Below are 16,969 nucleotides of genomic sequence, written 5' to 3' on the forward strand. Positions count from 1 at the left end.
TTCTCAGACAATGACGTCCATTTTGTCCTGTTGCCCCACGCCAAACACGCGCTTGTAGCGATCTATCTGATCCTGTGGACCCATTGCCTTGTTTGGGTTGTCTGACAACTTCACCGTGGGTGTTCCGTTTGCCTTGACCGCCTTGCACACAAGCGAGAACGGCTCTAGCGCGTTGTCTTTGGTCAAGCCGCGGAAATCATTGGTCAATAGCGTGCCCCAGCCAAACGAGATCTTGGCCCGGCCGTCAAATTGACTGTGTAGCTCAGTAATTTTGTCAACATCCAGACCGTCGGAAAAGATGATGAGTTTCTGTGTCGGATCCTCGCCTCGTTCTTTCCACCACTGGATGGCGTTTTCAGCCCCCGTAGCGGGATCACCCGAGTCGATCCGAACGCCTGTCCACCCGGCCAGCCAATCAGGCGCGCCTCTTAGAAAGCCCTTTGTACCGTATGTATCGGGCAAGATAATGCGCAGGTTGCCCTCATGCTCTTCGTGCCAATCGGCCAAAACCTTGTACGGTGCCTGACGGAGTTCGTCGTCTGACTCTGCCAAGGCAGAGAACACCATTGGCAACTCGTGAGCGTTGGTACCAATCGCTTCAAGGTCGCGCTTCATCGCGATCAGGCAGTTGGACGTTCCGACAAATTTGTCACCCAATCCTTCGACCATGGCCTGCACGCACCAGTCCTGCCACAGGTAAGAGTGGCGCCGGCGGGTGCCAAAATCAGCGATGCGCAGATTTGGCACATCACGCAAGCGCTCAATCTTTTCCCACAATTTGGTCATGGCCCGCGCGTACAACACTTGCAGCTCGAACTTGCGCATATCGTCCAGCACGGCCCTGCCCCGTAGTTCCATAAGAACCGCAAGCGCGGGGATTTCCCACAGCATCACCTCATGCCATTTGCCTTCAAACGTCAGCTCGTATTGACCATCACGCTTTTCGAGGTGGTAGTCGGGTAGGCGCAGGTTTTCGAACCACTCCATGAAGTCATGGCGAAACATCTGGCGCTTGCCGTAAAACGTGTTCCCACGAAGGAACGTGCCTTCGCCACGAGACAACGAAAGAGACCGGATATGATCCAGCTGCTCGCGCAGCTCTCCTTCGTCAATCAAATTCGCCAGCCGGATATCCTTGGACCGGTTGATCAGACTGAAAGTGACCGTAGCATCGGGGCGATTCCTGTAAATTGACTGACACATCAATAACTTGTAGAAATCATTATCGATCAGGGACCGCACAATTGGATCAATCTTCCACTTGTGGTTCCAGACGCGGGTGGCAATGTCGACCATACGCTGCAGGTCTCCGGTATCGTGACGTTCCGCTGTTGATAGCGGGAATTCAGGGCAGGTCCAAGGCTTTTCCAATGTCCGGGGATGCGGCAGCTGCGCGCGTCACTGCCCTTTCGATTTGGTCAATCAAATCAGATTTGCGAACAGGCTTGGTCAGGAATGCATCCATTCCAGCCTCAAGACAAATTTCTTTGTCGCTTTGGTATGCATTGGCGGTCAACGCTATTATTTGCGGATGCAGTTCAGGTACCTTGCGTATAGCACGGGTCGCATCAACCCCGTCCATCTCTGGCATACTCATATCCATCAGGATGACGTCAGGCCGAAGTTCGATTGCCATTTCGACCGCTTGACGCCCATCATGCGCGGTGACCAATGTTATGTCCGCATCGCGCAAGAATTTCGAGATGACCAACCTATTGGTTTTATTGTCTTCTGCCAGCAAAATTGTGAGCCCGTCCAGACATACCGAGTTGGGCGCAAGCGCGCTGGGTAGAATATCCTGATCGAACTGAGCGGTTTCCTCCAGCAGAATTTCGATCGAGAAACAGGACCCTTTCCCGTCTGAGGAGGTTACAGAGATGTCACCGCCCATATTGCGCGCAAGCCGTCGGGAGATCGAAAGCCCAAGCCCGGTACCGCCAAAACGGCGCGTGGTGGCTGCGTCAGCTTGTGCGAATTGTTCAAAGACATGCTCAAGTCGGTTTTCTGGAATGCCGATACCAGTATCGGACACGTCGATGCACAAACACCATCCTCGCCCATTCTTTTCACAACTGGTGCGGATCGTGACACCACCGGTTTCGGTGAATTTGATCGCATTTCCAACCACGTTCATCAGGATTTGACGAAGGCGCACATCGTCTCCCTTTGCGTTCATAGGTAAGTCTGTGTCAAAAAGGCACTGCAGTTTCAAACTCTTACCTGCCGCTTGCGGAGCCAAGAGGTTGGCCACGCCATTAATACAGTCGATCAAGTTGAAGCTTACCGGATTCAGCGGCATTTTGCCGGCTCGGAGCTTGGAAAAGTCGAGAATGTCATTGATGATGACAAGTAAGGACTCCGCCGAATTGCGAATGGTATCGACAAACAATTCCGCCTCGGCATTAAGCCGCGTTTCAGACAGCAAATCAGCCATCCCGATGATGCCATTCATAGGTGTGCGAATCTCGTGGCTCATGCTCGCCAGGAACTCAGCCTTGGCGCGTTCACCATCTTCGGCGGCAAGTTTTGCCTTGGCCAGCTCATCCTGATGCGCTTTGGCCTGTGTGATGTCGCGCTCAATCGCGATGACCATTTCCACCTGGCCTGTTTCGGAGAAAACAGGGGTAAGGTTGGTTTCGACCCAAATCTTGCGACCATCCTTAGTGTAATTGACGATTTCCGCACGATGTGTGCGGCCTTCGGAAATAGCTAATGCAATCTCTTCGCTGGACTTTTTTTGCGTCTCGGGACCGTTCAGGATCTCCCCCGGACTCTTGCCAACCGCCTCCGCCGCGGTGAAGCCGGTAATCCGGGTAAAGGCGTCATTGACCCAAAGAATTCGGCCATAAATGTCACTGACAATCACACTGTCCAGCGCCCGTTCCGCCACCAAGGCCAACCGGCGTAGCTCGGTCTGTTGGGCGGCATTTGAGGCGCTGGTCTTGGCGAGTTCGAGGCCCTGAACCAACAAACTTCGACTGTTAACAATCTCTCTCTTGTGGCCAGACGTGACGTAGGAAATGAAGACGTAAACCATGAAAGACATGATCAGAACGCCCAGTGCATTGTAAGACAACGTTGCGGAATCATGATGTGCCTAAAGGGATTCGAGCAAGAAAAACATCAAAATAACAATCACATAAACAGTCAAACGGGCTGCAGCGGCACCACGGTGGAACGGGAGGACAATGCCCCCGTTGATAACCGCGGCTGTCAGGTAGGCGAAACAGAAGAACAATGCGGCATCGCCGGGCGCAGTGGCCCAAGCCATGACGACGCAGGCTGAGATCGTAATGGCTTGAATAGCCGCCGTCAGCGAGGACAGGACATAGATTCGTCGGAAGCTTTCTCCGCGGTCGAGCATTGCCCCGACGCGACGCAGGTAAAGGCAGTCGACAGCCTCGCCGATGAGAGCAATCAAAACAGCCAGCAATCCGACTTCGACAGAAGCGAGGAAGAACAAGGACACCGCGCCTGTCAGGGTTTGAAACTGGCGCGCCGCGAAGTGGCGGACACGCCCGTTGGCGTAGCGCAGGAGCAAGCCCTGCGGTGTGTGACGCCTGTCAAACCGTTGTAAACGGCGGTCAATTTCAAGGATCTCGGCGCCCATAAACCACAGATCATCCCTAGTTCAGATGAACTAGTTTTGGGGCCAAATCATTAAGAAATAGGCAAAAACTCAGATCATTCCGCTAAGGTGATACCTGCGTTGAGCATGGCGGTTTTGGCGGCTGCAAGGGAGTTGTCAAAGTCGATGGCACGGCAGTTATCCATCTGAACTGTAACGGAAAAACCGAGCTTTGTCGCATCCTGAGCTGAGAAGTTGACGCAGAAGTCTGTTGCCAGCCCAACCATCGTGAGATCAGTGATCGAACGCGTGCGCAGATACCCCTCAAGACCGGTGGGCGTATTCTGGTCATTCTCAAAGAACGCAGAGTAACTATCGATCGCGGGATTGTAGCCCTTGCGAATAATCAAGTCGGCCTGAGTGGTGTTTAGCGCGTCGTGAAACGCGGCACCCTGGGAGCCCTGAATGCAGTGATCGGGCCAAAGCACCTGTGGGCCATAGTCCATATTTATAAGGCTCATCGGGGCTTGACCGGGGTGAGACGAAGCAAAAGAAGAGTGGCCCTTTGGGTGCCAATCCTGCGTCAGGATCACGGCGTCAAAGTCACCCATCATGGCATTGATGGCGGGCACGATCTGGTCCCCTTCAGGCACGGCAAGTGCGCCACCTGGACAGAAGTCATTTTGCACGTCGATCACGATCAGGGCTTTGGACATTTTAGCCTCCTTTGCTGCCTGTTTAGGGATAACAGCCACACACGTTAGGTCAATGGCGGGCGAATCGGGTTAACGGGCTTATTTTGCGGGGTTTGGGACATCGGCAGCACGTCGGTATTACATCGGTATTACGTCGGTGCGGAGAACCGAATGAGCCACGTTAAGCGCGCGCGCGATGTTGCGGCGGAGCCATGTTAAAGTGATACGTGAGCTGCCGCGCGTAACCCATTCGTTTTCTGCGATTCTCGCTTGAAAACCTAGCGTTGCGCGCCGAGGGCGTGGAAAAACCCGCATTGTGTCGGGCAAGCGACAGTTCGGTTGGCGAGGCAAATCGCAGCGGCTGAACTAGACCAGGCTATCCATGATCAACCACACACTTAGTACCAGCCACGTGCCAATGGTGAGCCAGTACAGCATCGGTCGCGCGCGGCGATCTATCGGTTCGAGGAAATCCGCGCGTCCGGATCTGAGTGCTGGCCATGTCCAGATCAGGAATAAAACGCCCCAGAACGCCTGTAGGTCAAAGAACACTGCAAGCCAAATACACAAGAGGCCGAGAAGCGCCTTCCAAGCGAAAGGTGTTTCGGTCGGAGACGGAGCGGCTGGAGGTGTTTCGGCGCGTTCGTGTTCAGCTGCACGAACCATAAAGTGGGCGCCCTGCCGGTCGCGCAGCATTGCGCGCGTTTCGGAGAGGTCATGGAGATGATCGCCGCCTTGTTGGCTGTTCAAGCCGCGCGTTTCTTCAAGCGAGCGCACCGAAAAGCACGGCATCCAGTAGCGGAATTTGCCGCGAATTTTTTCGGGCACTTCTTCGACCTGCGCCACTCGTGTTCCGTCGGGGTGGAGAACATCATAGGTAGGCCACGGGTTGTCCGAGACTTTGGCAAAGGTCCAACCAAAGAGATCGGCGTAAAAATCGGATATCAGGCTAAGGTCAGGCACGTGGTGAAAGCGCGCGCCAACCACCCCCTGCCCGGCAATCTTAGGTGTAATGTCAGGCCCTTCGTAAACGGTAAAGCCCGCGCCGGATGGGTCACGGATCAGGGCAATGCGCGCCGAATGGTCGAACGCCTGTGGTTCGACCTCGATAATGACGCCCTCATGTGCACGTGCCTGTGCGACGGTCTGGTCGACATCGGCCACATGCACGTAGGACATCCAGAAAGACGGCATGTCCATTTTGGCCAATCGCGACGGCATAGGGAATACAGCGGCCACCTGTGCGCGACGTAGCTGGGCGAAATCATAAGAAGGATCGCCATCAAAAGACCAGCCAAACAGCGCGCTGTAGTCAGCGCGCGCCGCCGCAATGTCGTAGGTCGACAGGTCGCCCCACAGGAAATGGCCCAGTGTCATCAAACACCTCTGAAACAGTTGATCGCTTGCAGAACATGGTGGCCATAAAATTAATCCGCAACCGGAGGCACAACTCAATTCTTGCTATACTTTTGAACGTTGTCGTTGGCGACCAAGGGCGACACAGTGCTTGGCGCGAGTGTTCGCGAGCTGTGATTGGCCCGAGTAGAAATTGGCGAGCTGGCACAAAAAAGCCCGCCGGATGTCACCGGCGGGCTTTTGGGATTTCACGTTGTCAACCTGATCAGACTTCGAACTTTTTGCCCTTGATCGGGGCCCAGAGTTTCTTGTTAGTCAGGTAGAGCAGAACCGTCAGGATGGTGAGGAACAACACGCCGATGAAACCAGCCTGTTTGCGCGCCATCATCTTGGGCTCGGCAGCCCACATCAGGAAGGCCGAAACATCTTCGGCAACGTGATGCGGATCGTTGGAGTGACCGTCTGCAAACTCCAGCTGATCTTCGAACAGTGGCGGTGCCATGGCGATCCAGCCACCGGGGAAGGCAGTGTTCTCATAAAAGGTTGTGCCCGCTTCCTCTTTCTCCTTGCCGGTGTAACCGGTCAGGATCGAAGCGATGTATTCCGGGCCACCCATGCCTTTGAGGAACTGGTTGATCCCCAGACCCATTGGGCCGTGGAAGCCAGCGCGCGCCTTGGCCATCATCGAGAGGTCAGGAGCGCCCTCAAGACCGCTTTCTGGGAAGAAATCGGTTGGGGTGGCTGGGCGGAAATCATCCAGTTCTGCGTCGAACACTTCGAAGTTCTGAGCCGCATAGGCGCGGACCTGATCTTCGGGCAAGTGTGGGCCGCCCTCGTCTGCGAGTGTCCGAATGGGGACATAACGCAGGCCGTGGCAGGCGGCACAAACCTCGGTGTAGACCTGAAGGCCGCGTTGCAGCTGGTTCTGGTCAAATTTGCCGAACGGACCTTCGAACGAGAAGTCCACATCGTGCACGTGGCTTTCGCCACCGGCTGCCATCGCGCCACCTGCTGTCAGAGACAGGGCAGCAACTGCGGCGATGCTAAGTTTCTTAAGCATTATCCTGTTTCCTTCTTATTCAGCAGGCTTGCCGTAATGGGCTTCGAAGTCTTCTTCGATGGTGGCTGGCGGTGTTGTCGGCTTCTCGATCACACCCAGAATTGGCAGGATCACGAGGAAGTAGGCAAACCAGTAGGCCGATCCGATCAGCGAGATCGTCGAGAAGGGAGGCTCGGCAGGCATAGCACCACACCACATCAGCACGATGAAGTCGATGACCAGCAGGTAGAACCACCACTTGAACATCGGACGGAAGCGACCCGAACGCACACGGGACGTATCCAGCCAAGGCACCAGTGCCATAACGATGATCGCGCCGAACATGGCCAGAACACCAAAGAACTTGGCGTCGATGATGCCGCCGGTGATCCAGCTGGTGAACATAACGACCCAAACGTCAGCGGTGAAGGCCCGCAGGATCGCGTAAAATGGCAGGAAGTACCATTCAGGCACGATGTGTGCAGGTGTCGCCAGCGCGTTTGCTTCGATGTAGTTGTCGGGGTGACCGAGGTAGTTTGGCATGAAGCCGACAACCGCGAAGAACACCACGAGGATCAGGGACAGTGCAAACAGATCCTTGATCACGAAGTAAGGCCAGAATGGCAGGGTGTCTTTCTCGGCTTCTTCTTTGGAGCCTTTGCGTACGTCCACACCAGTTGGGTTGTTGTTCCCGGTCGTGTGGAAGGCCCAGATGTGCACGATCACAAGACCGGCAATCACGAAGGGCAGCAGGTAGTGCAGCGAGAAGAAGCGGTTCAGCGTGGCGTTATCCACGGCAGGGCCGCCCAATAGGAAGGTCTGAAGGCTTTCACCCACAAACGGGATCGCACCAAACAGGCCGGTGATCACGGTTGCACCCCAGAAGGACATCTGACCCCAAGGCAAAACATAGCCCATAAAGCCGGTGGCCATCATCAGCAGGTAGATGATCATACCGATGATCCACGTCACTTCGCGCGGGGCTTTGTAAGAGCCGTAGAACAGGCCGCGGAAGATGTGGATGTAAACAGCGAGGAAGAACAGCGAAGCACCGTTCATGTGCAGGTAGCGCAGCATATGGCCACCGTTCACGTCGCGCATGATATGTTCGATGCTGGCAAAGGCCAGATCAACATGCGGCGTATAGTGCATCACCAGAACGATACCGGTGACAATCTGCATCACCAGACAGAACGCGAGGACGATGCCCCAGATCCACCACCAGTTCAGGTTTTTTGGCGTGGGGATCATGATGGTGTCATAGACGAGGCCAATCACCGGCAAGCGGGATTCGACCCATTTCGCGCCCTTTGACTTGGGTTCGTAATGATCGTGAGGAATTCCGGACATGATTCGCGCTCCTTATCCGAGGACCAGTTCGCTGCCTTCAAAACGGGCAAGCGGAACGGGAAGGTTTTCGGGAGCCGGACCTTTACGGATACGGCCGGAGGTGTCGTAGTGAGACCCGTGGCAAGGGCAGAACCAGCCGCCAAACTCGCCAGCGCCGTCACCCAGAGGCACACAGCCCAGGTGCGTACACACGCCGACCATCACCAGCCATTCGCCGGTTTCGTCCATCGCGCGGTTTTCGTCAGCCGCGTCGGTGCCAGGTTTGTTGGCGTTGCGCGATTCGTCGTCGATCGCCAGATCTTCGAGCGGAACGGCACGTGCCGCTTCGATCTCATCGGGGCGACGGCGGCGAATAAACACGGGTTTGCCGAGCCATTTGACGGTCAGCTGCGTGCCGGGCTCAATTCCCGAGGTATCGACGCGAATCGACGACAGTGCCTTGACGTCCGCCGAGGGGTTCATCTGATTTACCAGAGGCCATACTGCTGCGCCTGCGGTAACGGCACCTGCGCCGGCAGTGGCGTAGTAGAGGAAGTCTCTGCGGGTGCCTTCGTGGTCTTCTGCGTGGGACACGAGTTCTCTCCATTATACGGCCGCAAGCGACCAATATCGTGTTCTCTCCATTGAACGGCCGAGAATCGGCCAATAACGGTCTGGCCGCAGTGTCCCGCAGCCTCTAATGGCGGGGTTTTAACGAAGGTGTGACAACCCGTCCAGCGAACATTCGCCTGATATGCAAACTCGCGTCCCTCTGTCGCGGGGAAAGGGGTGGAAAAAGGGGGCGCTGCCCCCATCGCTGCGTGCAGCGATTCCCCCGGGGTATTGAGGAACATTGAGAAATGGGGGGTAAATGGGCGGTTGGTATTGGGAAAATCAGAGGTTAAGCGGGGGTGTGTCGGGCGAAAGGCTGGTCGGATGGGCGCTGTTGCGCTAGGCCAGACCTAAAGGGGGGCGCGTTTTGATCACCTTGAAAGACCTCGAATTCCTGTCTGCACTGGCACGTCACAAGCATTTTGCGCGGGCGGCGGAGGAATGTGGCGTGTCGCAACCTGCATTTTCCATGCGGATTCGCGGGCTGGAGGAACGGCTGGACGTGGCCATTGTACGGCGAGGCAACCGGTTTCAGGGGTTTACCAGCGAGGGCGACGCGCTAATCCGGCACGCCCGCAAGATCCTTGGGGATGTGCAATTGCTGGAACAGGAGCTGCGCGCGGCACGGGGGGAAGTGACCGGTCAGTTGGCGTTGGGCGTGGTGCCCACAGCGATTACCCATGCGGCGGCCATGGCCGGGCGGCTGCGAGAACGGCATCCGGGGCTAACCTTGCGCATACAGGCGGCAACGTCGCTTAAGATCCAGCAGGGGCTGGAAAACGGGCTATATGATGCAGGCATCACCTATACCGAGGGCATTTCCCGCGATGTGATGCGCGTGGACCGGCTTTATGACGAGCATTACCTGCTATTGGCCCCGATCGACATGGCACCGCGCCAAAATGGGACGGCGACATGGGTTGAAGCGTCAGAGTTGCCGCTGTGCCTGTTGGAGCCGGGCATGTTGAACCGGCGCATTCTGGACAATGTTTTTGGCGAACTGGGGCTGAACCCAACGGTGATTGCCGAAGCCAGCGGGTTTAGCGCGTTGATGGCGATGACTGCGAACGGGGTGGCGGCGACGGTGATTCCAGAGGTGCTGGTCGAATCGCTGGGCGGTGTTGGCGGGGCTGTGGCGCTGCCGTTGGTGGAACCTGTTCTGGAAAAGGAGTTGAGCCTGGTATCGCTGAACCGTGATCCGGAGCTGTTGGTTGTCGACGCGCTCAGGGACGCTTGTCTGACAGATTAGGGTTTGCGCATGTTCCGGGTCGCTCAGGGTTCTGAGCGTTGCTAGCCATGACCTCTGACATCTATCGTGTTCGGAGGTTTTTTCATGTCGTCTGTCCCTACCCTGCGCAATGCGGCTTATGGCATTCATTTTGCGGATCAGATCGCGCTGGTGGCTGTGCCGCTGGTGGCGGCGTTGGCGTTTGAGGCGCCCGCTGATGTGATTGGTCTGCTGGTGGCCTGTCAGTCGCTGGCGCATCTGGTCGGGTCTGTGCCGTTTGGGGTGATGGTGGATCAAAGACCGCTGAGGGCGCTGGCCATCGTGGCGGCGGTGGTATCGATGGTGGGCTTTGCCGGGGCGGCGCTGGCGGTGCAGGCGCAATCATTGGTCGGGTTTGCGATCTGTGTGACCGGGGCCGGTTTTGGCGCGGTGTTGTTCGGGCTGACCGCCCTGTCAATATTGCCGCGCGAGGTGGCGGCCAGCGCCATGGCACGCGCCAATGCACAGATCGAGATCCCCCGTGCCGTCAGTTCCTTTGCGGTTCCGTTGGCGGTGGGGCTGGTGATCAGCGACGTCCCCGGAGCGGTTTTATTCGCTGCGGCAAGTCTTGGGGGTGGATTTGCCCTGATCCAGTGTTTGCGATTGCGCCGGTTCGCCAGCGGTGATGTGAAGCGAGTGTCGGTGCTGCGTCAGATCGTGCATGGGGGGCAATTTGTGCGGCGGCATTCCATCCTGCGGCCCATCGCCTTTTGCGCGGTGTTCTGGAATTTTGCGTTTGCGGTGCTGTTGGTGGCGCTGGTACCTGCCATTCAAGAAGTGTTCCGGTTTGATCCCGGCAGTTTTGGCATTGCGCTGGCGGCATTTGGGCTGGCGGCTATCCTTGGGGCTTGGCTGGCGGGGGCGATTTCCGAACGGGTGGCACCGTCGGTGATCCTGTTGTTTGGGCCGGGCAGCTCATTTGTAGCGGCGGCGGGGCTGTTGCTGATTGCGCCCGATGGCGGCGCGGCTGTTTTGTATCTGTGCTTTTTCGGGTTGGGGTTTGGCCCGTCCATGTGGCTGATAGCGCAAAATTCCGTGCGCCAGCTGGTGACACCGCCGGACATGCTGGGCCGGGTGAATGCTGTTATTCAAATGGCAATATACGGAGTGCGTCCGCTTGGGGCCTTGGCTGGTGGCGCGGTCAGTGCCAGCTTTGGCGCCGAGCGCGGATTGGCGTTGGCGGCGGTGGCGTTTGCGGTGTCATTTGGCGTGTCTGTGTTCAGCGATCTGCGGCGGGTGGCGAGCTATGGCGGACTGCGTGTGAGCTAGGGTCTGGCCAGCGACAAAGAGTTGATACGACGTCAGATCACGTCCTGGGCGGCGCGGATGCCTTCTATCCAGCTGCGAAATGCGACAACGGGTGGATATTGGCCGTGCCGGTCGGGCCAGACGAGGTAATAGTTGCCAACTGTGACCGGGGATTGGCTGCCGAGTTTGACAAGGTGTCCCGCCTCAAGGTCGCTGTCGACAAGGTAGCGCGGCACAACGGCGGCACCGAGACCCGAGCGCACCGCCTGAATCATGGCGCCAAACTGATCAAAGCGGAAACCGCCCTGAGGTTGGCCGGTCAGGTTTTCAGAGGTGAGCCAGATGTCCCAAGCATTGGGGCGGGTTTCCAGATGCAACAGAGGCAGGCCGGTCAGATCGCCTGAGTGGCCCGCTGGCAGCAGATCGGGTGAGGCAATGGCCACCGCCTCTTCGCGCATCAGCAGCAGGCTGTCGGTTTCTGGCCAGTCATCTTCGCCGAAATGAATGGCGGCGTGCAGATCCTCATTAGAGAAATCAAAGGGTTTGATCCGGGTGGTGATGTTGACGGTCACGCCGGGGTGGGCGGTTACAAACCCCGGCAGGCGCGGGGCGAGCCAGTGCGTGGCGAACGCGGGCGGCACCGCGAGGTTCAGCGCGCCGCCATCCGGGTTGACGTGCAGGCGGATGCCCGCGTTTGCGATCAAGTTGATGCCGGTGCGGATGTCTTCGAAATAGGATTTGCCGGACTCGGTCAGGATCAGGCGCTGACCGCTTCGTTCAAAGAGTTGCACACCGATCTGGGCTTCGAGTTTCTGGATCTGGCGACTGACCGCACCTTGGGTGAGGTTGAGTTCCCGCGCGGCGCGGGTGACGCCGCCACAACGCACGACCGCTTCAAACGCGGCGAGCCATGACAAGGACGGCAGGAACCGGCGCGGCGTCGCCATTTCATTCCGGTTTGTCATGGGTTGACCTTGCGCAGCGAGAATACTGCGCTGAATTTACGGGGTTTTTGCCACAAAAGCCAAGGGCATGTCGGGCATATCCCCGCCAAATGGCATAAACATCGCGTGTTTCAGAGCGGCGCCACCGTGTCAGACCGCCTGATGTACCTCGATAATGTTGCCCTCGGGATCGTGAAAGAACAGCTGGTGCCATTCCTTGGCAAAGGCGGTGCCATAGTCGGAATAAGCAATGTCATTTGCTTCGAGCAGCGCCTTGAATGCGACGATATCGTCGGTGCGAAAGGCGATGTGGCCACGTTCGACCGGATTGATGACCTGATCATGTTTGAAGGCTACGTCGAGGTTGCGCTCGGCCAGATGCATCTGCATCGCGCCATCGGTGGCAAAACGGATTTTACCGCTATAGCCGCTGTCATCAGTTTCTTTCGGGCGGGGAAAGTTTTCGATGGGGACATCAGCCAGCCCAAGAACGTTGGTGTAGAAATCATGCAGCCGGTCGACGTTTTCGGACACGTAGTTGATGTGGTGAAATTCGAGTTTCATGGCGATTGGTCCCGGCGTGTGGGGCGCAAAGGGTGCGCGTTGGAGGTTACGCGCACCCTGCCAAAGCTGCGCGGCGGAATGCAACCGCCCGCGCAGAATTTCCGCGGTTGATCAGGCCCAGCCGCGGGTAAAGTCGACCTTGTCGACCAGATCGGGGAAATCGATCAGCGGGTTGCGGTTACCCTGAACCTTGAAGATTTCCGCGTTGCGGTGCAGCTCCCAGCGGTCGATCTTATCGCCCTTGGCCCAGTCGATCAGCGTGGACAGGCGATCGATCGGCATTTCCTTAGTGCTGTCGGCGATGTCACCGGGGTAGCGCAGCAGGAAATAGAGCGTCGCGCGGGCAACGGCACCTTTGCCGTGTTTGGGCTCAAACTTTCCACTACCGGATTCGCCGCAATTGTCGCGGAAGGCCTCGGTCGAAAAGTCGAAATAGGCGTGGTTGCTGCGGAAACTGTTGCAACCCCATTCACAGGTGAAGAGGTGGTGCATATCAGTCTTTGGCTGTTTGCGTTTGTTGAACCACGATTGCGGCACGACATGTTCACAGTTGAAGGGGTGCGAGGATTCCAGCTCTTCCAGAAACGCTTCGTCGATTGGCTCAAGGCTTTCCATACGTTTGGACGTCAGCGCCTCGCGGGCGCGCTCCATCGCGATTTCGTTGCGGATCACTTCGAGCGTATCGAACACCTTGTTGGAGTAGATGCCTTTGAGGTCGCGCTTGGGGCCCTCGCGGCGGTCGATCCACGGATAGAGGTGCTGGTGGCGCGCGGCCTTGTAGCTGAGCGTGGTGGTGTGGGTACGCGAAAGCAGGTCGGACAGGGTGTCGTACAGCTGGGCCGCGTTCAGCGCATCGAGATCGGGGTAATAGGCGCTGCGGTCTTTGTCGTCGGTGACTTGACTGTAATAGACCTGGCCTTCGGTGGCCTCAAACGCCGCAAGGGCGGCTTGCAAATCGGGATCGTCGACCGGGCCTGTATCAACAATCGCAGGAGGCGTGGCTGGGGCGGCAGGTGACGGGGCCACGCTGGGAGTGTGCGCTGCGCCAAGCCCGCCAATGCCCAGCGTGATATTGAGCGGGATGGTCCAACTGGCGGTGCCATCAGGGTTCATGACCGGTTGCGCGTCATCTCGGGCGTTGGCGTGATGCGTTGGAGCGCCGCCAACATCGGAGCCTCCGGCCGCAGCCACGGGAGCGGGCGACGAAGACAGCACCTCTTGCAACAATTGCGTCGGGTCTGCGGCTTCTTGCGCGAAATGTTCGCGCAAGAAGGCGACGGTGGCGCTGATGCGGATGCCTTCGTTGGCGGTGCCCACGGCGGCATGGTGCAGCGCAGCCAGATCCCAGTTGATGCTGAACACCGGCGAGCCAGAAGAGCCGCCCATCGTGTCGGCCCGGTAGTGCAGGAAAGGTCCGTTCACGTCGGTGACCTTGTTGTCGTGCAGTACCACTTTTTGCGGTTCACCATTGGGGTGCTGAAGGATCGAGACACGTTCGCCCACCACTGCCTTGCCCGAGGGGCCAATCAGCGGCACCCAACCCCGGTTGCCGACCTGTGTGCCGTCGGCATTGACCGGCTCGACCGCGACGAGGGTGAAATCGAGCGCCACATTGGTAATGAACAGCGCGGCGGGTTCGAACCGATAGCGTTCGACCGGGCCGGTGGTGCCGTCTTCGGCCTTGAGGAAATCAAACTCGATGGTCGCATTGCCCGCCTGTAATTCGCTTTGCAGAACGTGGTTATTGGTCATCAGGATACGGGGTGAGACCATGAAACCGGTGCCAAGCCGGTTGCCACCGGTGACCGGCAGCACCACACGACCAATGGCACGCGACATCCGCGCGCCTTCGGAGAGGTAGTGAGTATCAAGCAGGTTGTTGGCGTCGATGATCTTTTCAAAGATCCGGTTGCCGACGGCCTTGTTTTGGGGGTCGTGCAGGAGCGCGGTTGCCTCGCGGTCGAGGCCAAGACGGCGGGCGCGGGTGGCGAGGCGCTGGACATCTTCAAGATCGCTCCAGTCAAAGGCTTTGCCCGCGTGCATCGCCTCGATCTGGGTTTCATGCCTGGCGCGCTCTTTGCTGCGTGCGCTGAGCCGGGTTTCGGCTTCGCGGTTGATTTCGCTTTGATCCATCATATTCATATTCCTTTTGTCAAAGTACCAATGAAATGGGTCCTGCCGGGCGACTGTCGGCCTTTGGGGAGGCCCTGGGGAGTAGACGTGTCAGCCCGGCAGGTTTCGTAGCGCGCGACAGGGTAGGCAGGGCGCTACAATGGTGGTGTTAGTCTAGCACCGGTTCGCACGGCTTCGGCGGATCGGCGCTTGATCGGGTCGTAGGTTCGGCCCGCTCTAAGGAGGGTTTGGGGCTGTCGGGTTCACAAACCTCCGGTTGTGGCCCCTCGAAAGCCAAGGATTTTTTCGTGCAGGCGGGTGGCGCCGGGCACCATTTTGGCGAGGTCGATGCTCCAGTCTGGCAAGGCTTGCTTGATTTCAAGGAGTGCGTCGCGGCTGGTTTCGATCATCAGGCGGGTACGCATGTCGCCATCCACGACTGAAATGCGCGGATTGGTGACAAGGGAGGCCAGTTCTTCTGGGGTGGCGTCTGCGCCGGGTTTGCGGAGGAGATATCTGTTCATGAGTTTACACCAGAGTTGGATCGGGGAGGCCGAACCCCTCGAACGGAAGGCCGAAACCGCGCTGAACACAGCTGGTTTGGAGCAGACGCGCGATGGCATTCGCGCGCGACCGGTCGCGGGGCATGTTGAAGATGAAATTGTCCTGAGACAGAAGTGACGCGGCCGCACCAGCCACGGCCGGGGCGGCCATGGATGTGCCGCTTTTGGGGCCGTAACGGTTGCCCGGCAGGGTTGAAAGTGTGCCGACACCCGGACCTGTGATCGAGATTTCCGGACCAACGTTGGAGAAGGCGGCGAGAAATTCAGCCGGGTCGTTGGGGCTTGCTGGTGGACGCAGGATATCCGCCTCTTCCAGCGCGCCGTGCGGAAAGGTGCCCTCGCGACCCATGGCCGAGACGGCAATGGCACCTTCGTAGGCGGCGGGGAATTCGACGCGGCGGCGGCCGTTATTGCCGGCAGCGACCACCACGAGCATGCCCTGTTCGCGCGCGTCCTGAACCGCCTCGAAGACGATATTGTCGGCTGGCCCGCCACCAAGGCTGAGGTTGATGATGTCGCAGCCATCAAGCCCGGCGATGATCATCGCCTTGAGGATCGCATAGTTGCTGGCTCCGCGTGCATTGGCACCGAACACGCGATAGGCGTGCATACCAATGCCGGGCGCGACACCAAAAAGGCCCGCGGGCGCATCGCCATTGGCCCCGATCAGCCCGGCAACATGGGTGCCGTGCGTGCCGCCATCCTGCCATTCATCCGCCGGTTCACCGGTGACGGTATTCCGCCCGCCAATGATATTGAGGTGGTCATGTGGACCGACACCTGTGTCGATCACGCCCGCTGTGACCCCGGCCAGACGGTTGAACCGGCTGTTGCCATAATAGTGGCGCACAACATCGGGCACCGAGAGGTCAATCGGGTGTACGGTCAGGTGATGATCGGACCCGGTGGAGAGCGCACGGCGAAATGCACCCCAGTATCCGTCAGGTGGAAAGATGTAGAGCCGTTCAATGCCAATATCGGGCAGATTGAGCCGCACGGTGCCGTCGGCACCTGTTGTGCCCGAGGCCCCGGTGCGGGCTTCAAAATCGGTGAAGGCCACGACACGCGCGCCGGACACCCCTGCCCCAGTGCTGGCATCGCTGCATTTGATCTCGATCGAGACCAAAGCGTGTGCTTCGGTGATGCTGGATGTGTCAAGGAACAACGGCTGGGGATCGGGGTTGTCGTAATACACCACCGGCACGGCACGCACAGGTGCGGGCGAGGCATTGGTGAGTTCGGCGGCCTCGTTGCTCATATCGACCAGCTTGGCGCCGTCGTCCGAGATGGAATCGATGACCGCGACGCTGGCGCCGCCAGCGGGGGCGTAAGTGGTTTCAAGAATGGCCCCGGTGCTGGAGGCGGCGGGCAGTTCGGTCAGAGCAGCACGGGTGGCGGCATCCATGGCGCGAATGCCCTGCTGGGGCAGAAGAATGTATCGTTGAGTCTCAGACATCTTAGATCCTTTCTTTGGTCGCGGTCACAATTGGACGAGTGCGGGCGGGCCGGTCGGGGCCGCGTGCGGCGGTTGGTGCAAAGGGAGGCTGGATTGGCGAATGCATCTGTCATTTCCCCCCACTTGGTTGCCAGACCAGTTGATTGGTCCGATCAACAGACTGCATGAGCGGCGTGATCCCACCGTGAAACCGGGATCTGCAAAATTTATTAACGC

15 protein-coding genes are annotated in these 16,969 nt (G+C 58.3%); 2 read left to right on the plus strand and 13 right to left on the minus strand.

All coding sequences use genetic code 11. The features are described from left to right. Window positions 1-3: 3 nt before the first annotated feature. The 8 genes from pncB to petA form a co-directional block, all read right to left on the minus strand. Window positions 4-1,296: a nicotinate phosphoribosyltransferase gene (pncB, locus tag CLV88_RS12480; protein WP_106608741.1), complete on the minus strand. Its 1,293-nt coding sequence runs from the start codon at window positions 1,294-1,296 to the stop codon at window positions 4-6. A gap of 49 nt (window positions 1,297-1,345) precedes the next feature. Further along, window positions 1,346-3,046: an ATP-binding protein gene (locus CLV88_RS12485; protein ID WP_133169959.1), complete on the minus strand. Its 1,701-nt coding sequence runs from the start codon at window positions 3,044-3,046 to the stop codon at window positions 1,346-1,348. 51 nt (window positions 3,047-3,097) lie between these two features. Then, window positions 3,098-3,610, minus strand: a complete 513-nt coding sequence (locus CLV88_RS12490; RefSeq protein WP_106608743.1) for a hypothetical protein — start codon at window positions 3,608-3,610, stop codon at window positions 3,098-3,100. 74 nt (window positions 3,611-3,684) lie between these two features. Then, window positions 3,685-4,284 (minus strand): bifunctional nicotinamidase/pyrazinamidase, encoded by a 600-nt coding sequence (gene pncA, locus CLV88_RS12495; RefSeq protein WP_106608744.1) that lies wholly within the window; start codon window positions 4,282-4,284, stop codon window positions 3,685-3,687. Between the two features lie 345 nt (window positions 4,285-4,629). Next, on the minus strand, window positions 4,630-5,640 hold the full coding sequence (locus CLV88_RS12500; protein WP_106608745.1) for a VOC family protein: 1,011 nt from the start codon (window positions 5,638-5,640) through the stop codon (window positions 4,630-4,632). Window positions 5,641-5,884: 244 nt separating this feature from the next. Then, window positions 5,885-6,679 carry a cytochrome c1 gene (locus tag CLV88_RS12505; RefSeq protein WP_106608746.1) on the minus strand — a complete coding sequence of 265 codons (795 nt, stop codon included), beginning with the start codon at window positions 6,677-6,679 and terminating at the stop codon, window positions 5,885-5,887. 15 nt (window positions 6,680-6,694) lie between these two features. Beyond that, window positions 6,695-8,008 (minus strand): cytochrome b, encoded by a 1,314-nt coding sequence (petB, locus tag CLV88_RS12510; protein ID WP_106608747.1) that lies wholly within the window; start codon window positions 8,006-8,008, stop codon window positions 6,695-6,697. Window positions 8,009-8,020: 12 nt separating this feature from the next. Beyond that, entirely contained in the window at window positions 8,021-8,581 is a 561-nt protein-coding gene (gene petA / locus CLV88_RS12515) for a ubiquinol-cytochrome c reductase iron-sulfur subunit (protein ID WP_106608748.1), read from the minus strand. A 385-nt stretch (window positions 8,582-8,966) separates the two neighbouring features. Here petA and CLV88_RS12520 point away from each other — a divergent pair, with 385 nt between their 5' ends. Both CLV88_RS12520 and CLV88_RS12525 read left to right on the plus strand, forming a co-directional pair. Beyond that, entirely contained in the window at window positions 8,967-9,848 is an 882-nt protein-coding gene (locus CLV88_RS12520) for a LysR family transcriptional regulator (RefSeq protein ID WP_106608749.1), read from the plus strand. Window positions 9,849-9,932: 84 nt separating this feature from the next. Beyond that, window positions 9,933-11,135, plus strand: a complete 1,203-nt coding sequence (locus tag CLV88_RS12525) for an MFS transporter (RefSeq protein WP_106608750.1) — start codon at window positions 9,933-9,935, stop codon at window positions 11,133-11,135. A gap of 32 nt (window positions 11,136-11,167) precedes the next feature. Here the strand turns inward: CLV88_RS12525 and CLV88_RS12530 are convergent, their stop codons facing one another. From CLV88_RS12530 to CLV88_RS12550, 5 genes are all read right to left on the minus strand, one after another. Further along, complete coding sequence (locus CLV88_RS12530; RefSeq protein ID WP_243403655.1) at window positions 11,168-12,079, minus strand: LysR family transcriptional regulator; 912 nt, start codon at window positions 12,077-12,079, stop codon at window positions 11,168-11,170. 129 nt (window positions 12,080-12,208) lie between these two features. Beyond that, a complete protein-coding gene (locus tag CLV88_RS12535) occupies window positions 12,209-12,622 on the minus strand; it encodes a VOC family protein (RefSeq protein WP_106608751.1) in 414 nt (137 codons plus the stop codon). Window positions 12,623-12,733: 111 nt separating this feature from the next. Then, window positions 12,734-14,758, minus strand: coding sequence for an endonuclease (locus CLV88_RS12540; protein ID WP_165798886.1), 2,025 nt, complete (start codon window positions 14,756-14,758; stop codon window positions 12,734-12,736). Between the two features lie 239 nt (window positions 14,759-14,997). Next, a complete protein-coding gene (locus CLV88_RS12545; protein WP_106608753.1) occupies window positions 14,998-15,258 on the minus strand; it encodes a hypothetical protein in 261 nt (86 codons plus the stop codon). 4 nt (window positions 15,259-15,262) lie between these two features. Beyond that, window positions 15,263-16,753 (minus strand): S8 family serine peptidase, encoded by a 1,491-nt coding sequence (locus CLV88_RS12550; RefSeq protein WP_106608754.1) that lies wholly within the window; start codon window positions 16,751-16,753, stop codon window positions 15,263-15,265. Window positions 16,754-16,969 lie beyond the last annotated feature (216 nt).

The sequence above is a fragment of the Shimia abyssi genome (genome assembly GCF_003014475.1).
Classification (GTDB): Bacteria; Pseudomonadota; Alphaproteobacteria; order Rhodobacterales; family Rhodobacteraceae; genus Shimia; species Shimia abyssi.

Bases quoted from the DNA above. Each gene is read 5' to 3' on its own strand.
- pncB (WP_106608741.1), bottom strand. From the start codon at position 1,296: ATGGTCGACATTGCCACCCGCGTCTGGAACCACAAGTGGAAGATTGAT.
- CLV88_RS12485 (WP_133169959.1), bottom strand. From the start codon at position 3,046: ATGTCTTTCATGGTTTACGTCTTCATTTCCTACGTCACGTCTGGCCAC.
- CLV88_RS12490 (WP_106608743.1), bottom strand. From the start codon at position 3,610: ATGGGCGCCGAGATCCTTGAAATTGACCGCCGTTTACAACGGTTTGAC.
- pncA (WP_106608744.1), bottom strand. From the start codon at position 4,284: ATGTCCAAAGCCCTGATCGTGATCGACGTGCAAAATGACTTCTGTCCA.
- CLV88_RS12500 (WP_106608745.1), bottom strand. From the start codon at position 5,640: ATGACACTGGGCCATTTCCTGTGGGGCGACCTGTCGACCTACGACATT.
- CLV88_RS12505 (WP_106608746.1), bottom strand. From the start codon at position 6,679: ATGCTTAAGAAACTTAGCATCGCCGCAGTTGCTGCCCTGTCTCTGACA.
- petB (WP_106608747.1), bottom strand. From the start codon at position 8,008: ATGTCCGGAATTCCTCACGATCATTACGAACCCAAGTCAAAGGGCGCG.
- CLV88_RS12525 (WP_106608750.1), top strand. From the start codon at position 9,933: ATGTCGTCTGTCCCTACCCTGCGCAATGCGGCTTATGGCATTCATTTT.
- CLV88_RS12530 (WP_243403655.1), bottom strand. From the start codon at position 12,079: ATGACAAACCGGAATGAAATGGCGACGCCGCGCCGGTTCCTGCCGTCC.
- CLV88_RS12535 (WP_106608751.1), bottom strand. From the start codon at position 12,622: ATGAAACTCGAATTTCACCACATCAACTACGTGTCCGAAAACGTCGAC.
- CLV88_RS12540 (WP_165798886.1), bottom strand. From the start codon at position 14,758: ATGATGGATCAAAGCGAAATCAACCGCGAAGCCGAAACCCGGCTCAGC.
- CLV88_RS12545 (WP_106608753.1), bottom strand. From the start codon at position 15,258: ATGAACAGATATCTCCTCCGCAAACCCGGCGCAGACGCCACCCCAGAA.
- CLV88_RS12550 (WP_106608754.1), bottom strand. From the start codon at position 16,753: ATGTCTGAGACTCAACGATACATTCTTCTGCCCCAGCAGGGCATTCGC.